Genomic DNA, 15125 nt, shown 5'->3' with positions numbered 1-15125 from the left:
GCCACAATACGCCGCCGCGCGATTCCCGGCACACACGCAATCAAGGAGAGAGAAGCCCATGGCAACCCCGGTCATCAACGTGGTCGAACGCACCAATCTGGCGAGCCAGATCTACGAACACCTGCGCGAGCAGCTGATGTCGGCCACCTTCCAGCCGGGCCAGCGCCTGAAGATCCGCGAGCTGGCCAAGACCATGGGCACCAGCGAGACGCCGGTGCGGGAGGCCCTGATCCAGCTCGTGCGCGACCGCGCGCTCGAGATGAAGGAGGGCTACTTCATCCGCGTGCGCCAGCTCTCGCTGGCCGAGTACCTCGAGCTGCGCGACATCCGCCTCGCGCTCGAGCCGCTGGCGGCCGAGCGCGCGGTGCCGCTGCTCGACAACGCCACCATCAAGCAGCTCACCGAGAGCCACCGGCTGCTGGTGCGCGCGGAGAAGACCAAGGACTACCGCGCCGCGCTGCAGCACAACTTCGACTTCCACTTCGGCATCTACCGCCACTCGGGCATGCCGCAGCTCACGGAGCTGCTGGACCGCATCTGGGTGCAGGTGGGGCCGATGATGAACTTCCTCTATCCCCACGGCCATCCGACCTACGACGCCGAGCACCAGCACGTGAACGTGCTGCGCGGGCTGCAGCAGCGCGACACCGCGCTGGTGCGCCACGCCATCGAGCAGGACCTGATCGAGGGCGGACGCGACTTCGTGCGCGTGCTCGGGGAGATCGATGCCAATCCCGCGCGCGCCGAAGAACTGCTCGCGCTGCGCAACCAGCCGCCACCGACCGGCAGAAAGCCTCCCACCCCATGATGGACCATACCAGCGACCCGAACGCGGCGCGCTACGTACTCGACCCCAAGCGCACCGACCTCGCGCGCGAATTCCGCGGCTGCATCCGCGGCCCGCACAGCGAGGAACTGAAGAAGCTCCTGCATCGCATGCGCTGGGGCGCCTTCCCCGGCCGCTATCTGCTGGTGATGGTCGAGCCGGGCCGCCGCTGGGCGCTGGCGCAGATGCCCGACGAGCGCGGCCAGAAGGTCAAGGTGTTCCACGACGTGGTGTTCGAGTCGCTCGACGACGCCGAGTGGCATGTGTTCGGCCTGCGCTGGAAGGCGCTGACCGGCACCGAGCTGAAGCTGGATTGAAGAAGAACACCGCGAGACGACCATGAGCGCCCCCATCGACACCAATGCCTTCGTCGGCTACCCCGACACCCTCAGCGTGCGCGCCGGCGAACGCATCCGATTCCACCTCAGCAGCGAAGCCAGGCAGCAGGCCGACGTGAAGTTCGTGCGCGTGCGCTGCGCCGATGCCGACGCCACCGGGCCCGGCATCAAGTACCGCGAGCTCACGTCGCCGATCGACGGCGTGCATGCGGTCGCGTTCCACGAGGCGCCCTGCGGCTCCTTCATGTCGGTGCCCGCCGATGCGCGCTTCGCGCCCGAGGGTGCGTTCTCGTTCGGCTGCTACGTCTGGCCGACGCGGCTGCTGGCCACCCCGCAGACCGTGCTCGCGCGCTGGTGCGAGGACAGCGGCCGCGGCTGGGCGCTGCAGCTGTCGCGCGAGGGCCTGCGCCTGCGCGTGGGCGGCGCCGATGGCGCGATCGAGCTGAAGACCGATGCGCCGCTCGAGCAGCGCCGCTGGTACTGGGTGCAGGGCGCGCTCGATGCGACGACCGGCGAGATGGTGCTGTCGCAATGCCGGCTGGCCGATGGCGCGCTGCCCGAGCAGCGCCGCGAGGCGCGCGCGACCAAGCCGGGCGGCTGGCGCCTCGATTCGCAGGGCCCGCTGACCGTGGCCGCGCATGCGCTGTCGGCCACCGGCGGCCGCTGCGGCGCGCACTACGACGGCAAGATCGAGGCACCGCGCATCGCCGAGGGCCTGCTGGGCGTGGATGCGCTGCGCCGCTGCGACGACCTCGCGCGCCCGGGCCTGGCCGATGCCGCGCTGATCGCCTGCTGGGACTTCTCGCACGGCATCGACACGCTCGAGGTGCTCGACCGCTCGCCCAACCGCCTCGACGGCCGGCTGCACCAGCTGCCCTGCCGCGGCATGACCGGCGTGCACTGGACCGGCGACGTGCACGACTGGCGGCTGGCGCCGCGCGAGTACGGCGCCATCCATTTCCACAGCGACGACATCTACGACTGCGGCTGGCCCGCGACGCTCGAGCTCGACGTGCCGGCCGACTGGAAGTCGGGCTTCCACGCGCTGCGCCTGCGGCCCGTGGACGGCAGCGCGGCCGAGACCTTCATCACCTTCTTCGTGACGCCCGCGGCCGATGCCAAGCGCGCGCCGCTCGCGGTGCTGGCCGCGAGCATGACCTACATGGCCTACGCCAACAGCGCGCTGCGGCTGCACGCGGTGCACTTCGAGGTACTGACCGAGCGCCTGCTGATGCTGACCGGCGACGACATCTACCTGCAGGAACATCCCGAGGTCGGCCAGTCGACCTACGACCACCACATCGACGGCAGCGGCCGCGCCTACAGCTCGTGGCTGCGCCCCGTGCTCAACATGCGGCCGCGCTCGCAGCCCGGCAACCTCGCGATCGACAGCCACTTCCTCGACTGGCTCGAGGAGAAGGGCATCGACTACGACGTGGTGACCGATGTCGAGCTCGACCGCCAGGGCGCGGGCGCGCTCGCGGGCTACCGCGTGCTGGCGACGCTGTCGCATCCCGAGTACTACAGCGAGGCGATGATGAACGGCATCATGGCCTTCCAGAACGCGGGCGGACGCCACCTCGCGCTCGGCGCCAACGGCTTCTACTGGCGCTGCGCCTTCCATCCGAAGGCACCGGCCGCGGTCGAGGTGCGGCGCGGCATGGCCGGCACGCGGACCTGGGAATCGCAGCCCGGCGAGGTACACCTGGCCGGCACCGGCGAGCCCGGCGCGCTGTGGCGCCACAGCGGCTTCGCGCCGCAGAAACTGATCGGCGTGGGCTTCTCGGCCATGGTCTACGACCACGCGGGCTACTACCTGCTGACGCCCGATGCGGCCGACGCGCGCGTGGCCTTCGCGGTCGAGGGCATCGCGCAGGGCGAGCGCATCGGCGACTACGGCGTGCGCATCGGCGGCGCGGTCGGCATCGAGATCGACCGCTTCGACGTCGGCCTCGGCTCGCCGCCGCATGCCGTGATGCTCGCGACCTCGCACGGCCTGGGCCCGGGCGCGCTGCCCACGCCCGAGGAGTACCGCACCACGGTGCACGGCCTCGATGGCGAGCAGAACGCGCTGGTGCGCGCCGACATGGTGTTCTTCGAGACCGCGAAGGGCGGCGCGGTGTTCTCCACCGGCTCGATCTCCTACGTGCTCTCGCTGAGCCACAACGGCTACGACAACAACGTGAGCCGCATCACCGGCAACGTGCTGCGGCGCTTCCTCGACCCGGCCCCGTTCGAGCTGCCCGCCTGAGCGTCGCCATGACCGAGATGCGCATCACCGGCCGCACCGGCATCATGCTGATGCTGGCCGATCCCGTGGCCCACGTGGTGGGCTCGCACCGGCTCAACGACCGCTTCGCGGCCGAGGGCCTCGACATCGCGGTGTCGCCGCTCCACGTGGGCCCCGCCGACCTCGCGACCGTGATCGACGCGCTGCGCCGCATGCGCAACGTGCTCGGCTTCGGCGTGACCATCCCGCACAAGATCGCGGTGCTGCCGCTGCTCGACGCGACCACGCCGCGCGCGGCGCGCATCGGCGCGGTCAACTTCGTGCGGCGCGACGCCGAGGGCCGGCTCACGGGCGACAACCTCGATGGCCGCGGCTTCGTCGACGGGCTCGCGGGGCAGGGGATCACGCTACAGGGGCGCCGCGTGCTGCAGTTCGGCGCGGGCGGCGCGGGGCGCGCGGTGGCCTTCGGCATCGCCGAGGCGGGCGCGCGCGAACTGGTGATCCACAACCGCACGAGCGAGCGGGCCGAGGCGCTCGCGGCCGACGTGGCCGCCGCGTACCCGGACTGCAGCGCGCGCGCGGGCACGAACGATCCGGGCGGCTTCGACCTCGTGGTCAACACCACCTCGATGGGCATGCACGAGGGCGATGCACTGCCGCTCGACGTGGCGCACCTGGCGCACCTGGCGGCAGGCACCGACGTGGCCGAGATCATCATGACGCCCGCGATCACGCCGCTGCTGGCAGCCGCCCAGGCGCGCGGCTGCCGCATCTCGCTGGGCACCTCGATGCTCGATGCGCAGTACGTGCTGGTGAAGGAATTGCTCGCGATCGGTGCGCCGGCGGCCTGAAAGGCCTCCCGCGGCGGGCGCGGGCCTTGCAAGGGACAAGGGAAAACGAGCAGCGATAGGCCACCCGGCGTCAGGATGGCTGAACGATCGTATGTTATTTTTCCCTTCGTCCTGTCCACCGGAATCCCGCGCCGAGGAACCGCCATGCGCTACGCCCCCAACCACAAGGAAGAGACCCGCGAGAAGCTGCTCGAGAGCAGCCGAGCGATCGCCAAGAAGGGGGGCTTCAGCAGCACCGGCGTCGATGCGCTGATGTCGGCCATCGGCCTCACGGGCGGCGCCTTCTACAGCCACTTCGGCTCCAAGGGCGAACTGTTCGCGGCGCTGATCGAGCGCGAGATGGAGAACAGCGCCGAGATGCTCGCGGGCACGCCCGACTCTCCTCCCGACCATGTGGCGCGCTGCCTCAAGAGCTACCTCAGCAGCGCCCATGCCCTGCACCCCGAGACCGGCTGCGCGCTGCCCGCGCTGGGCGCCGAGATCGCGCGCTCCGACCCGGCCGTGCGCGCGGCGGTCGAGCGCGGCCTGAAGAAATTGCACAAGGCCTGGAGCCAGCGCCTGGCGGGCGACGACGACGCGGCCTGGGCCGTGATGGCGCAGTGCGTGGGCGCGCTGCTGATGGCGCGCGTGGTCGAGAACGACCGCACGCGCCAGGACATCCTGAACTCGACCCGCCGCGACATCGAGCGCAACCACCTGGACTGAACCGCGCCGGCCGCATGCGCCGCATGCACCGCCGGAATGCTGTCACCTGCTCGATTGACAGCCCGATGCCTCTCCTTTACCGTGCTTTGGTCCACGAGCGTTCAATCAAGGAGACGACATGAGCCAGGGCAATGCGGGCGCCGGTGTGGCGCTGATCATCGGCGCCGGCGATTCCACCGGCGGGGCGATCGCGAGGCGCTTCGCGGCCGGCGGCTACACCGCCTGCGTGACGCGGCGCGACGCGCAGAAGCTGCAGCCGCTGGTCGAGAGCATCGAGGCGGCCGGCGGCAAGGCCGTGGCCTTCGGCTCCGATGCGCGCAAGGAGGAGGAGGTGATCGCGCTGTTCGAGCAGGTCGAGCACGAGGTCGGGCCGGTCGAGGTGCTGGTGTTCAACATCGGCGCCAACGTGCCCTCGAGCATCCTCGACGAGACCGCGCGCAAGTACTTCAAGATCTGGGAGATGGCCTGCTTCGGCGGCTTCCTCAACGGCCGTGAAGCGGCCAAACGCATGGTCGAGCGCGGCCGCGGCACGATCATCTTCACGGGTGCCACCGCGGCCCTGCGCGGCGCCGCCAACTTCGCTGCCTTCGCGGGTGCCAAGCATGCGCTGCGCGCGCTGGCCCAGAGCATGGCGCGCGAACTGGGGCCGCGCAACATCCACGTGGCGCACGTGGTGGTCGACGGCGCGATCGACACCGAGTTCATCCGCATCAGCTTCCCCGAGCGCTACGCGCTGAAGTCGGAGGACGGCATCCTGAACCCCCAGCACATCGCCGAGAACTACTGGCACCTGCACACGCAGCCGCGCGATGCCTGGACCTTCGAGCTCGACCTGCGTCCGTACATGGAACGCTGGTGAGCGGCAGCGCCGCGTTTCCCGTCCTCTTCCTCCACCCTCATCGACCATGAAAACTCGCATCACCGAACTCTTCGGCATCCGCCATCCGATCATCCAGGGCGGCATGCACTACGTGGGCTTCGCGGAACTCGCGGCCGCGGTGTCGAATGCCGGCGGCCTCGGCATCATCACCGGGCTCACGCAGAAGACGCCCGAGCTGCTGGCGCGCGAGATCGCGCGCTGCCGCGAGATGACCGACCAGCCGATCGGCGTGAACCTGACCTTCCTGCCGACCTTCTCCAAGCCGCCCTATCCCGAGTACATCGCCGCGCTCATCGAGGGCGGCGTGCGCATCGTCGAGACCGCGGGCCGCAGCCCCGAGGAGCACATGCCGGCGCTCAAGGCGGCCGGCGTGAAGGTGATCCACAAGTGCACCTCGGTGCGCCATGCACTGAAGGCCGAGCGCATCGGCTGCGACGCGGTGAGCGTCGACGGCTTCGAGTGCGGCGGCCATCCGGGCGAGGACGACGTGCCCAACATGATCCTGCTGCCGCGCGCGGCCGACGAGCTGCGCATTCCCTTCGTCGCCTCGGGCGGCATGGCCGACGGCCGCAGCCTCGTGGCCGCGCTCGCGCTCGGCGCCGAGGGCATGAACATGGGCACGCGCTTCATCGCCACGCAGGAGGCGCCGGTGCACGAGAACGTCAAGCGCGCGATCGTCGCGGCCAGCGAGCTCGACACGCGGCTGGTGATGCGCGGCCTGCGCAACACCGAGCGCGTGCTCAACAACAAGGGCGTGGAGGAACTGCTGGCGATCGAGCGCGCGAAGGGCGCGGACCTTCAGATCTCGGACATCCACGACCAGGTAGCGGGCATCTATCCGCGCGTGATGATCGAGGGCGACGTGGACGCGGGCGCCTTCAGCTGCGGCATGGTGGCGGGCCTGATCCACGACGTGCCGACCGTGCAGGAACTGGTCGACCGCATCATGGCGGAGGCCCATGGGCTGATCGCGGCGCGGCTCGCGGGCATGCTCGAGACCGCCTGAGACCACACCGGCGGTACCGGATGTCCGGAACCGGCCGGACCCGGTGCGCCGGCTTGCGGTATTTTCGAGGGCCGCATCCGCCATGACCCTCGAGCTCTTCCCCGCCACCGACGAACCGTTTCGCGCACCCGAGCCGCTGGGCCCGGGTGCCTGCGTGCTGCGCGGCTTCGCGCTGCCGTTCGCGAGCGAGCTGCTGGCCGCGCTGCCGCGCATCGAGGGCGTGTCGCCGTTCCGGCACCTGGTGACGCCCGGCGGCTACACCATGTCGGTGGCGATGACGAACTGCGGTCCACTGGGCTGGGTCAGCGACCGCAGCGGCTACCGCTACGACGCGATCGATCCGTTGTCGCAAAAGCCCTGGCCCGCGATGCCCGCCGCGTTCGCGCGGCTCGCGCGCGAGGCGGCCGAGACGGCGGGCTTCGCGGGCTTCAGGCCCGATGCCTGCCTGGTCAACCGCTACGAGCCCGGCACGCGGCTCTCGCTGCACCAGGACCGCGACGAACGCGACCATGGCGCGCCGATCGTTTCGGTGTCGCTGGGCATGCCGGCGGTGTTCCAGTTCGGCGGGCTCGCGCGCGGCGACGCGGTCGAGCGCGTGCCGCTCGCGCATGGCGACGTGGTGGTGTGGGGCGGCCCCGACCGGCTGCGCTTCCATGGCGTGCTGCCGCTCAAGGACAAGCCGCATCCGCTGCTGGGCAGCGTGCGCATCAACCTGACCTTCCGCAAGGCCGGCTGAGCCGCGCGCTCAGCGCAGCGTGACTTCGAGGCCGTCGAAGGGCGCGTCGAATTCGCTGCGCCAGACCTGGCCGGGCGCGATCGGCCAGGCGTCGGTCCAGGTGCCGGTGGTGACCACCTCGCCCGGTTGCAGCGCGGGCGCGCCGGGGCAGGCCTGCAGTTCGTGCAGGAAGTGCAGCAGTGCATGCAGCGGGCCGTCGAGCACGTTGGCGCCGGTGCCTTCCTCGACCTGCGTGCCGTCGCGCGACAGGCGCAGGCGGGTGCGCGCGAGCAGCGCATCGAGCGCCGCGCCGTCGCTCGCGAAGTCGCGCAGCGGCCGCTGCCGCCCGACCAGCAGGCGCGCATGCAGTCCGCCATCGGCCACGGTGTCGGCGGCGCCGAACTTCCAGCCCTCGCAGTGCGACTGCACGATCTCGAAGCCCGGCGCGATCCACTCGACGCAGGCGAACAATTGCTCGAGCGTGGCGCCCCGCGGCGGCGTGGCGGCGATGCCGAACACGACCTCGGGCTCGATGCGCGGCTGCACCGTGCCCGCGAGGTCGACGCTGCCCCGGCCGTCGCACAGCGTCAGCGTGGTGTTCCACACCGGGCCCCAGATCGGCGCAAAAACGCCATAGCGTTGCCAGATGGTGCGGTTGGTGAAGCCGACCTTGTAGCCCACGGGCCGTTCGCCGCGCGCGAGCCGCAGGGCGCGCAGTGCGAGCGCGTCGGCATAGGCGGCGGGCAGGCCGGCGGCAGTGCGGTCGGGGCGATCGGCGGGCCACAGCGCGGCCCGGTCGTAGTGGTCGAGCACGTCTTGAGGTGTCATCGGGCCAGTCTACAAAGGGCGAATGGGTCGGGTATCGGCAGTTACACGGTGCCGTCGCGAACTCGGGGCGATACTGCGGGTCACAGGCCGCTGTCGTCCGTTTCACCGTCCCCTGATGTCCATTCCTTCATTCTCTTCACCCGTAGCGCGCCTGCTCGGCACCGGTGCCCTCTGTCTCGCGAGCCTCGCCGCCCAGGCGCAAGCGCTGCCGCCCGGCGTGCGGCTCGGCATGTCGGCCGACGAGCTGCGTGCCGCGCTGCCTTCGGCCGAACGCGTGGCGCGGCCGCAGCGGCTCGCGGGCGGCCTGCTGGGAAGCTGGCATGGCACGCCCCAGGCCCTGGCGGGGCTGATGTTCGAGCCGACCTTCTTCTTTGCCGATGCGCAGTTGCGGCGCGTGGAGTACGCGGCCTCGGCGCAAGGCCTGCCCGATGGCGGCGGCGCGGCCTTCGCCGAATTGCTGCAGTGGGGCCGTGGCGCCTTCGGTGCCGAGCTCGCGGCCAATGATCCGGGCAGCGCCTATGCGGCCTGGAGCAGCGGCGAGATGGACGTCTACGTGCAGCGCGTGGGCGATCCGCGCCGCGCCAGCGTGCGGCTGGTCTACAAGCAGCGCCAGCTGCGCGACGGCAGCGAGCTGTGAGGCGACGGCCTCAGGCCGTCTTGAGCATCCCGCGCTCCTCGATGAAGCGCACCACCTCGGCCACGCCGGTCAGGGTCTTGAGGTTGGTCATCACGTAGGGCTTCTGGCGGCGCATGCGCTGCGTGTCCTGTTCCATCACGTCGAGGTTGGCGCCCACGTAGGGCGCGAGGTCGGTCTTGTTGATGACGAACAGGTCGCTCTTGGTGATGCCGGGGCCGCCCTTGCGCGGGATCTTCTCGCCCGCGGCCACGTCGATGACGTAGATCGTGAGGTCCGAGAGCTCGGGGCTGAAGGTGGCCGCGAGGTTGTCGCCGCCCGATTCGACGAACACCACGTCGGCATCGGGAAAGTCCTCGAGCATGCGGTCGATGGCCTCGAGGTTGATCGAGGCATCCTCGCGGATCGCGGTGTGCGGGCAGCCGCCGGTCTCCACGCCCATGATGCGTTCGGCCGGCAGCGCGCCGGCCACGGTCAGCAGGCGCTGGTCTTCCTTGGTGTAGATGTCGTTGGTGATCGCGACCAGGTCGTAGCTGTCGCGCATCGACTTGCAGAGCATCTCCAGCAGCGTGGTCTTGCCCGAGCCGACGGGGCCGCCGATGCCCACGCGCAGCGGCGGCAGCTTCTTGGTGCGGTTGGGGATGTGGTGCAGGGCGGAGGTCATGGTGGGTGCGTGAAGGAAAAAATCTAGCTGCGGAAGAGCCGCGAATACTGGGTTTCGTGCCGCGCCGACAGCACGGCCAGCAGCGGCGCGAAGGCCTGCCGATCGTCGTCGGACAGCTGCATCGCATGGTTCACGGCCGCGGGAATCTCCTGCGCGAGCCGACCGAGAATGCGCTGTCCCGCGCTCTGCCCGAGCGGCACGGCCTTGACCGCGGCCGCGACCATGTTCTCGGCCCAGCCGAAGGCGAAGGCCAGGCAGCCGTCGTGCACCGAGGCACCCGAGCGGTGGGCCGCGAACGCGAAGGCCACGGGATAGCTTGCGGGCAGGCCGGCGAAGACCTCGGCCGTGTCGGCATGGTGCAGCTTGAGCCATTCGACGAAGGAGCGGCCCATCTGTTCGGTCTGCAGGAAGAACTCGGCCGATTCGCGGGTCTGCAGTACCCAGTCGTTGAGCGTGCGGATGCGCTGCGCATCATCGGCGCGCCAAGCCGCGATGGCCTGCGCGACCAGCGCGAGGTCGCCGCGCGCGAAGCTCAGGTGCAACTGGTCGGACAGCCATTCGGCGGCACTGGCCTCGGCGTCGACGCCGGCCCATTCGACCGCGGCCTCGACACCTTCGGAGTACGAGAAGCCGCCGACCGGGAGGGCGGGGGAGGCTAGCCAGATGAGCTGGAGGAGGCTTTGGGGGGCTGGCATGTCAGTGCGGCGTCGACTTGCCTTCCGGGACGCGTGTGTTCGGGGCGCGTGCACAGGACAGCGGGTACTTCCCTCCGCGAATGTCCCCCGGCCTTCGGCCTCCTCCTTTATTTCGCTGCGGGAAGCACCCACTGCCCTGTGCACGTGGACGCAGCGGTGGTGCCGGCCGATCAAGCGCAGCGCGTCTGGCGCACGTCGATGGGGTACTCCCCGCAGCGAAATAAAGGAGGAGCCGAAGGCGGGGGACATTCGCGGAGGGGAGTACCCCATCGGCGTGCGCCCGCCCCGACCGAAACAAGCCGGCCCGATCCGAAAACCCAGCCCCCATCTCAGTGAGAGTGCCCATGGTCATCGAGCAACTCCGGCGCCAACACCAGCGGCTTCGGCCCCGAGGAGTGCGCATGACCATGCGAGTGATCATGGCCATGGTCATGGCTATGACCACCCCCATGCGAATGCTCATGCGACCCATAGGCCCCGCCCTCGGGTTCGAAGGCCTCCTCGACCGCCACCACGATCAGGTGCATCGACCGCAGCATGTCGGCCAGCACATGGTCGGGTTCGATCTTCAGGTGGTCGGGCTTGAGCTCGATCGGCACATGCCGGTTGCCCAGGTGGTAGGCCGCGCGCGTCAGGTCGAAGGGCGTGCCGTGGGCCGTGCAGTGCGTGATGCGCAGCACCGGCTGTGGGGCAGCGATCACGCGCACCAGCGAACCGTCTTCCGCCACCAGCACGTCGCCGCCGCGCACGGCCGTGCCGCGTGGCAGGAACACGCCGATCTGCCGGCCTTGCGAATCGGTGGCGTCGAAACGGCTTTTCTGACGCACGTCCCAGTCGAGTTCGATGGTGGCGGCGCGCTTGAGCAGCACGGGCGCGAGGCCGCGGCCCTGGGGCATGAGTTTGTTGGCGGTGAGCATGGTGCGGTGGGACGCGTGGCGCGTCTGAAGACAGGAACGATGCTTTCAAGGATACGCAGCCTGTCAAGCCGGCGTGCCACGCCGGATTTTCGGGCCTTGTCTCAGAACAGGAAGTAGCGCTGCGCCATCGGCAGCAGCTTCGCCGGTTCGCAGGTCAGCAACTGCCCGTCCGCGCGCACCGCGTAGGTCTGCGCATCGATCTCCATCTTCGGCGTGTAGCCGTTGTGGATCAGGTCCTTCTTGCGCACGTTGCGGATGTTCTTCACCGCCGCCAGGTTCTTCGCCAGCCCGTAGCGCTCCTTGATGCCCGCGGCCAGGCCGGCCTGCGAGACGAAGGTCAGCGAGCCCTTCGCGAGCGAGCCGCCATAGGCGCCGAACATCGGGCGGTAGTGCACCGGCTGCGGCGTCGGGATCGAGGCGTTGGGGTCGCCCATCGCGGCCATCGCGATGCTGCCGCCCTTGATGATGGTGAAGGGCTTCACGCCGAAGAAGGCAGGTTTCCACACCACGATGTCGGCCCACTTGCCGACCTCGATCGAACCCACCTCGTGCGCGATGCCGTGCGCGATCGCGGGGTTGATCGTGTACTTGGCCACGTAGCGCTTGGCGCGGAAGTTGTCGTTGCGCGCGCTGTCCTCGGGCAGCGTGCCGCGCTGCAGCTTCATCTTGTGCGCGGTCTGCCAGCAGCGCAGCACCACCTCGCCCACGCGGCCCATGGCCTGGCTGTCGGAGCTGAACATGCTGATCGCGCCGAGGTCGTGCAGCACGTCCTCGGCGGCGATGGTTTCCTTGCGGATGCGCGACTCGGCGAAGGCCAGGTCTTCCGCGATACCGGCGTCGAGGTGGTGGCACACCATGAGCATGTCGACGTGTTCGTCGAGCGTGTTCACGGTGTAGGGCATGGTGGGGTTGGTCGACGAGGGCAGGAAGTTCGCCTCGCCCACCACGCGCAGGATGTCGGGCGCATGGCCGCCGCCCGCGCCCTCGGTGTGGAAGGCGCAGATCGCGCGCCCGCCCACGGCCGCGATCGTGTTCTCGACGAAGCCCGACTCGTTGAGCGTGTCGCTGTGAATCGCCACCTGCGTGTCGGTGGCATCGGCCACGTCGAGGCAGTTGCTGATCGCCGAGGGCGTCGTGCCCCAGTCCTCGTGCAGCTTGAGGCCGATCACGCCGGCCTCGATCTGCTCGTGCAGCGCGCCGGGCAGGCTGGCGTTGCCCTTGCCGAGGAAGCCGAGGTTCATCGGGAACGCGTCGGCCGCCTGCAGCATGCGCTCGATGTGCCAGGGCCCGGGCGTGGAGGTGGTCGCGAAGGTGCCGGTGGCGGGGCCGGTGCCGCCGCCCAGCATGGTGGTCACGCCCGAGGCCAGCGCCTCCTCGATCTGCTGCGGGCAGATGAAGTGGATGTGGCTGTCGATGCCGCCGGCGGTGACGATGTTGCCCTCGCAGCTGATGATCTCGGTGCCCGGGCCGATCACGATATCGACACCCGGTTGCACGTCGGGATTGCCGGCCTTGCCGATGGCGGCGATGCGGCCGTCCTTCAGGCCGATGTCGGCCTTGACGATGCCCCAGTGGTCGAGGATCAGCGCGTTGGTGAGCACCGTGTCGACGGCACCCTGCGCGCGCGTGCGCTGCGACTGCGCCATGCCGTCGCGGATCGTCTTGCCGCCGCCGAACTTGACCTCCTCGCCGTAGCCGGCGGCGCGCAGCGTGTAGTCGGCCTCGACCTCGATCAGCAGCTCGGTGTCGGCCAGCCGCACGCGGTCGCCCACCGTGGGGCCGAAGATTTCTGCGTAGGCGCGCCTGCCTATGGTTGCCATGTCGTTCCTTGTCTTGCGGGGGAGGCCGCGGGCCGGTTCTCGGCGGGGCCGGTGAAATTCAGCAGGTCGCGCATCGAGGCGACCGCCAGCGCCATGAACGCGAGGGCGCACAGGCGGTGCGTCACGCCGGCCCAGCGCGATGCCGAGCGGCCGAAGAGCCTGGCGACGAGGCCCGCGCAGACGAAGCACCAGAGCACGGAGGCCGCCATGAAGCCGGTGAAGAAGACGGCGTAGTGGGCGGTGGTCGGCCGGTCCATGCCGAGGCCGGCCATGGCGCTGCCGAGCGCGGCCCAGTAGGCCAGGTTCTGGGGATTGGTGGCGGAGAGGATCACGCCCGAGCGCAGCGCCCGCTTCGGGGGCATGGCCTGCGCGCGCTCGATGCCGGCATCGCGCTTCGCTGCGCGCCAGCTGTCGGCCGCGAGCCAGGCGAGATAGAGCACGCCGGCGATCCCCAGCGGCCAGCGCAGGGCATCGATCTGCATCAGCGCGCCCGCGCCGGCCAGGCCCAGCACGGCCCACAGCGCGTCGCCGACCAGCGAGCCCACCTGGACGGCGAAGGCCGGACGGAAACCGCCCTGCAGTCCCTGGCGCACGGTTTCCGCGAACACGGCCCCCGGCGCGGCGTTGAACACCAGGCCCAGCAGAAAGGCGGAGAGCGCGAGTGACAGCATGCCGGCGCCCGCTCAGAGCTTGCCCTGAACCAGTCCGCGGAAGCCGTAGACGATGCGGTCGCCCGAGAAATCGACCAGCTCGACCGTGCGCTGCTGCCCCGGCTCGAAGCGCACCGCGGCGCCCGAGGCGATGTTCAGGCGCATGCCGCGCGCGGCCTCGCGGTCGAAGCCGAGGGCGCCGTTGGTTTCGGCGAAGTGGTAGTGCGAGCCGACCTGGATCGGCCGGTCGGCCGTGTTCTGCACCACCAGCGTGAGGGTGCGGCGGCCCGGGTTGAGCGGGTGGTCGCCGTCGTCGGTGAGGATTTCGCCGGGGATCATGGGCCGGTGCCTCGCCTCAGATCGCCTGCGCCAGCAGCGTGGCGCCGAGGCCGACCACCGCGGCACCCGCGATGCGCGGCAGCCAGGCGTTGGCATGGCGCAGCGCCCAGCCCAGCGCGATGCCGGCGGCATGCAGCAGCACGGTCGCGCCGACCATGCCGGCGAGCGTGAGGGCGGCGTCGTGCTCGCCCGCGAGCTCGTGGCCGTGCGCCACGCCGTGGAAGACCGCGAACAGGCCGACCACCGCCATCGCGACGCCGGCCGGCAGGTGCACGCGCGTGACCACCAGCAGGCCCAGCACCAGCAGCGAGGCCGCGATCATCGGTTCGACCGCCGGCAGCTGCAGCCCGGCCAGGCCGACCAGCGCGCCCGCCAGCAGCATGCCGGCGAAGGCCAGCGGTGCCCACAGCAGGTCGGGCCAGGCGCGGCGCGCCGACAGCGCGCTCCAGACGCCCACCGCGACCATCGCCGCGAGGTGGTCGGCGCCGGTCAGCGGATGCATGAAGCCGGCCACGAGGCCGTGGTGCAGGCCGCCGTCGACGCCGGTGTGGGCGCTGGCCGCCAGGGGCAGCAGGGCGGCGGCGAGCAGGGCGAGGGTCCTGGAGGAGATCGATGGGCGCATGAGGGCTTGTCCTTGGTTGTTCTGGGTGTGCGGTCGTTCAGACGATGGGCTGGTGCACCGTCACGAGCTTGGTGCCGTCGGGGAAGGTGGCCTCGACCTGGATGTCGGGAATCATCTCGGCGATGCCGTCCATCACGTCGGCGCGCGTCAGCACGTTGCGGCCCTCGCTCATGAGCTCGGCCACGCTCTTGCCGTCGCGCGCGCCTTCCATGACGGCGGCCGAGATCAGGGCGATGGCTTCGGGGTAGTTGAGCTTGAGGCCGCGGGCCTTGCGGCGTTCGGCGAGCAGCGCCGCGGTGAAGATCAGCAGCTTGTCTTTTTCGCGCGGAGTCAGTTCCATGGAGACGGCATCGGGTGGCGGGAGGAGGCGGCCATTATGGGCAGAGCAGGGCTGTTGCAACAGTC

At 70.3% G+C, this 15125-nt stretch carries 18 protein-coding genes; 9 read left to right on the top strand and 9 right to left on the bottom strand.

The features are described 5' to 3' along the window. Positions 1-58: 58 nt before the first annotated feature. The 8 genes from AC07RV_RS26055 to alkB all read left to right on the top strand — a co-directional run bounded on the left by AC07RV_RS26055 (position 59) and on the right by alkB (position 7572). Positions 59-808: a GntR family transcriptional regulator gene (locus AC07RV_RS26055; protein ID WP_093341085.1), complete on the top strand. Its 750-nt coding sequence runs from the start codon at positions 59-61 to the stop codon at positions 806-808. Further along, positions 805-1143, top strand: coding sequence for a N,N-dimethylformamidase alpha subunit family protein (locus AC07RV_RS26050; protein ID WP_177239245.1), 339 nt, complete (start codon positions 805-807; stop codon positions 1141-1143). The genes AC07RV_RS26055 and AC07RV_RS26050 overlap by 4 nt, the downstream gene beginning before the upstream one ends. 22 nt (positions 1144-1165) lie before the next feature. Continuing rightward, positions 1166-3415 carry a N,N-dimethylformamidase beta subunit family domain-containing protein gene (locus AC07RV_RS26045; protein ID WP_296785420.1) on the top strand — a complete coding sequence of 750 codons (2250 nt, stop codon included), beginning with the start codon at positions 1166-1168 and terminating at the stop codon, positions 3413-3415. A gap of 8 nt (positions 3416-3423) precedes the next feature. Then, positions 3424-4245, top strand: coding sequence for a shikimate dehydrogenase family protein (locus AC07RV_RS26040; protein WP_296785422.1), 822 nt, complete (start codon positions 3424-3426; stop codon positions 4243-4245). A gap of 144 nt (positions 4246-4389) precedes the next feature. After that, on the top strand, positions 4390-4950 hold the full coding sequence (locus AC07RV_RS26035) for a TetR/AcrR family transcriptional regulator (RefSeq protein ID WP_093341080.1): 561 nt from the start codon (positions 4390-4392) through the stop codon (positions 4948-4950). Positions 4951-5068: 118 nt separating this feature from the next. Beyond that, positions 5069-5809, top strand: a complete 741-nt coding sequence (locus AC07RV_RS26030) for an SDR family oxidoreductase (RefSeq protein ID WP_296785423.1) — start codon at positions 5069-5071, stop codon at positions 5807-5809. Positions 5810-5855: 46 nt separating this feature from the next. After that, positions 5856-6836: an NAD(P)H-dependent flavin oxidoreductase gene (locus tag AC07RV_RS26025; protein WP_057591373.1), complete on the top strand. Its 981-nt coding sequence runs from the start codon at positions 5856-5858 to the stop codon at positions 6834-6836. A gap of 82 nt (positions 6837-6918) precedes the next feature. Next, positions 6919-7572 carry a DNA oxidative demethylase AlkB gene (gene alkB, locus AC07RV_RS26020; protein WP_296785425.1) on the top strand — a complete coding sequence of 218 codons (654 nt, stop codon included), beginning with the start codon at positions 6919-6921 and terminating at the stop codon, positions 7570-7572. 9 nt (positions 7573-7581) lie between these two features. On the opposite strand, the gene AC07RV_RS26015 is transcribed toward alkB, so the two are convergent. Beyond that, a complete protein-coding gene (locus AC07RV_RS26015) occupies positions 7582-8379 on the bottom strand; it encodes a 2-keto-4-pentenoate hydratase (RefSeq protein WP_296785427.1) in 798 nt (265 codons plus the stop codon). 115 nt (positions 8380-8494) lie between these two features. Here AC07RV_RS26015 and AC07RV_RS26010 point away from each other — a divergent pair, with 115 nt between their 5' ends. Continuing rightward, a complete protein-coding gene (locus AC07RV_RS26010; protein WP_296785429.1) occupies positions 8495-9016 on the top strand; it encodes a hypothetical protein in 522 nt (173 codons plus the stop codon). A gap of 10 nt (positions 9017-9026) precedes the next feature. On the opposite strand, the gene ureG is transcribed toward AC07RV_RS26010, so the two are convergent. The 8 genes from ureG to AC07RV_RS25970 form a co-directional block, all read right to left on the bottom strand. After that, positions 9027-9677 (bottom strand): urease accessory protein UreG, encoded by a 651-nt coding sequence (gene ureG / locus AC07RV_RS26005; protein WP_093341072.1) that lies wholly within the window; start codon positions 9675-9677, stop codon positions 9027-9029. A gap of 23 nt (positions 9678-9700) precedes the next feature. Then, positions 9701-10372 carry an urease accessory protein UreF gene (locus AC07RV_RS26000; protein WP_296785431.1) on the bottom strand — a complete coding sequence of 224 codons (672 nt, stop codon included), beginning with the start codon at positions 10370-10372 and terminating at the stop codon, positions 9701-9703. Positions 10373-10701: 329 nt separating this feature from the next. Further along, a complete protein-coding gene (ureE, locus tag AC07RV_RS25995) occupies positions 10702-11289 on the bottom strand; it encodes an urease accessory protein UreE (RefSeq protein WP_296729771.1) in 588 nt (195 codons plus the stop codon). A 101-nt stretch (positions 11290-11390) separates the two neighbouring features. After that, entirely contained in the window at positions 11391-13109 is a 1719-nt protein-coding gene (gene ureC, locus AC07RV_RS25990) for an urease subunit alpha (protein WP_296785432.1), read from the bottom strand. Then, on the bottom strand, positions 13097-13780 hold the full coding sequence (locus tag AC07RV_RS25985; protein WP_296785435.1) for a LysE family transporter: 684 nt from the start codon (positions 13778-13780) through the stop codon (positions 13097-13099). The genes ureC and AC07RV_RS25985 overlap by 13 nt, the downstream gene beginning before the upstream one ends. Before the next feature lie 12 nt (positions 13781-13792). Next, entirely contained in the window at positions 13793-14098 is a 306-nt protein-coding gene (locus tag AC07RV_RS25980; RefSeq protein ID WP_057591400.1) for an urease subunit beta, read from the bottom strand. 16 nt (positions 14099-14114) lie between these two features. Beyond that, positions 14115-14720, bottom strand: a complete 606-nt coding sequence (locus tag AC07RV_RS25975) for a HupE/UreJ family protein (RefSeq protein ID WP_093341064.1) — start codon at positions 14718-14720, stop codon at positions 14115-14117. A gap of 37 nt (positions 14721-14757) precedes the next feature. Next, positions 14758-15060 (bottom strand): urease subunit gamma, encoded by a 303-nt coding sequence (locus AC07RV_RS25970; RefSeq protein WP_203202679.1) that lies wholly within the window; start codon positions 15058-15060, stop codon positions 14758-14760. Positions 15061-15125: the final 65 nt, after the last annotated feature.

Source organism: Variovorax sp. GW821-FHT09B01 (assembly GCF_059418345.1).
This window is presented reverse-complemented; position numbering and strand designations above follow the sequence as displayed.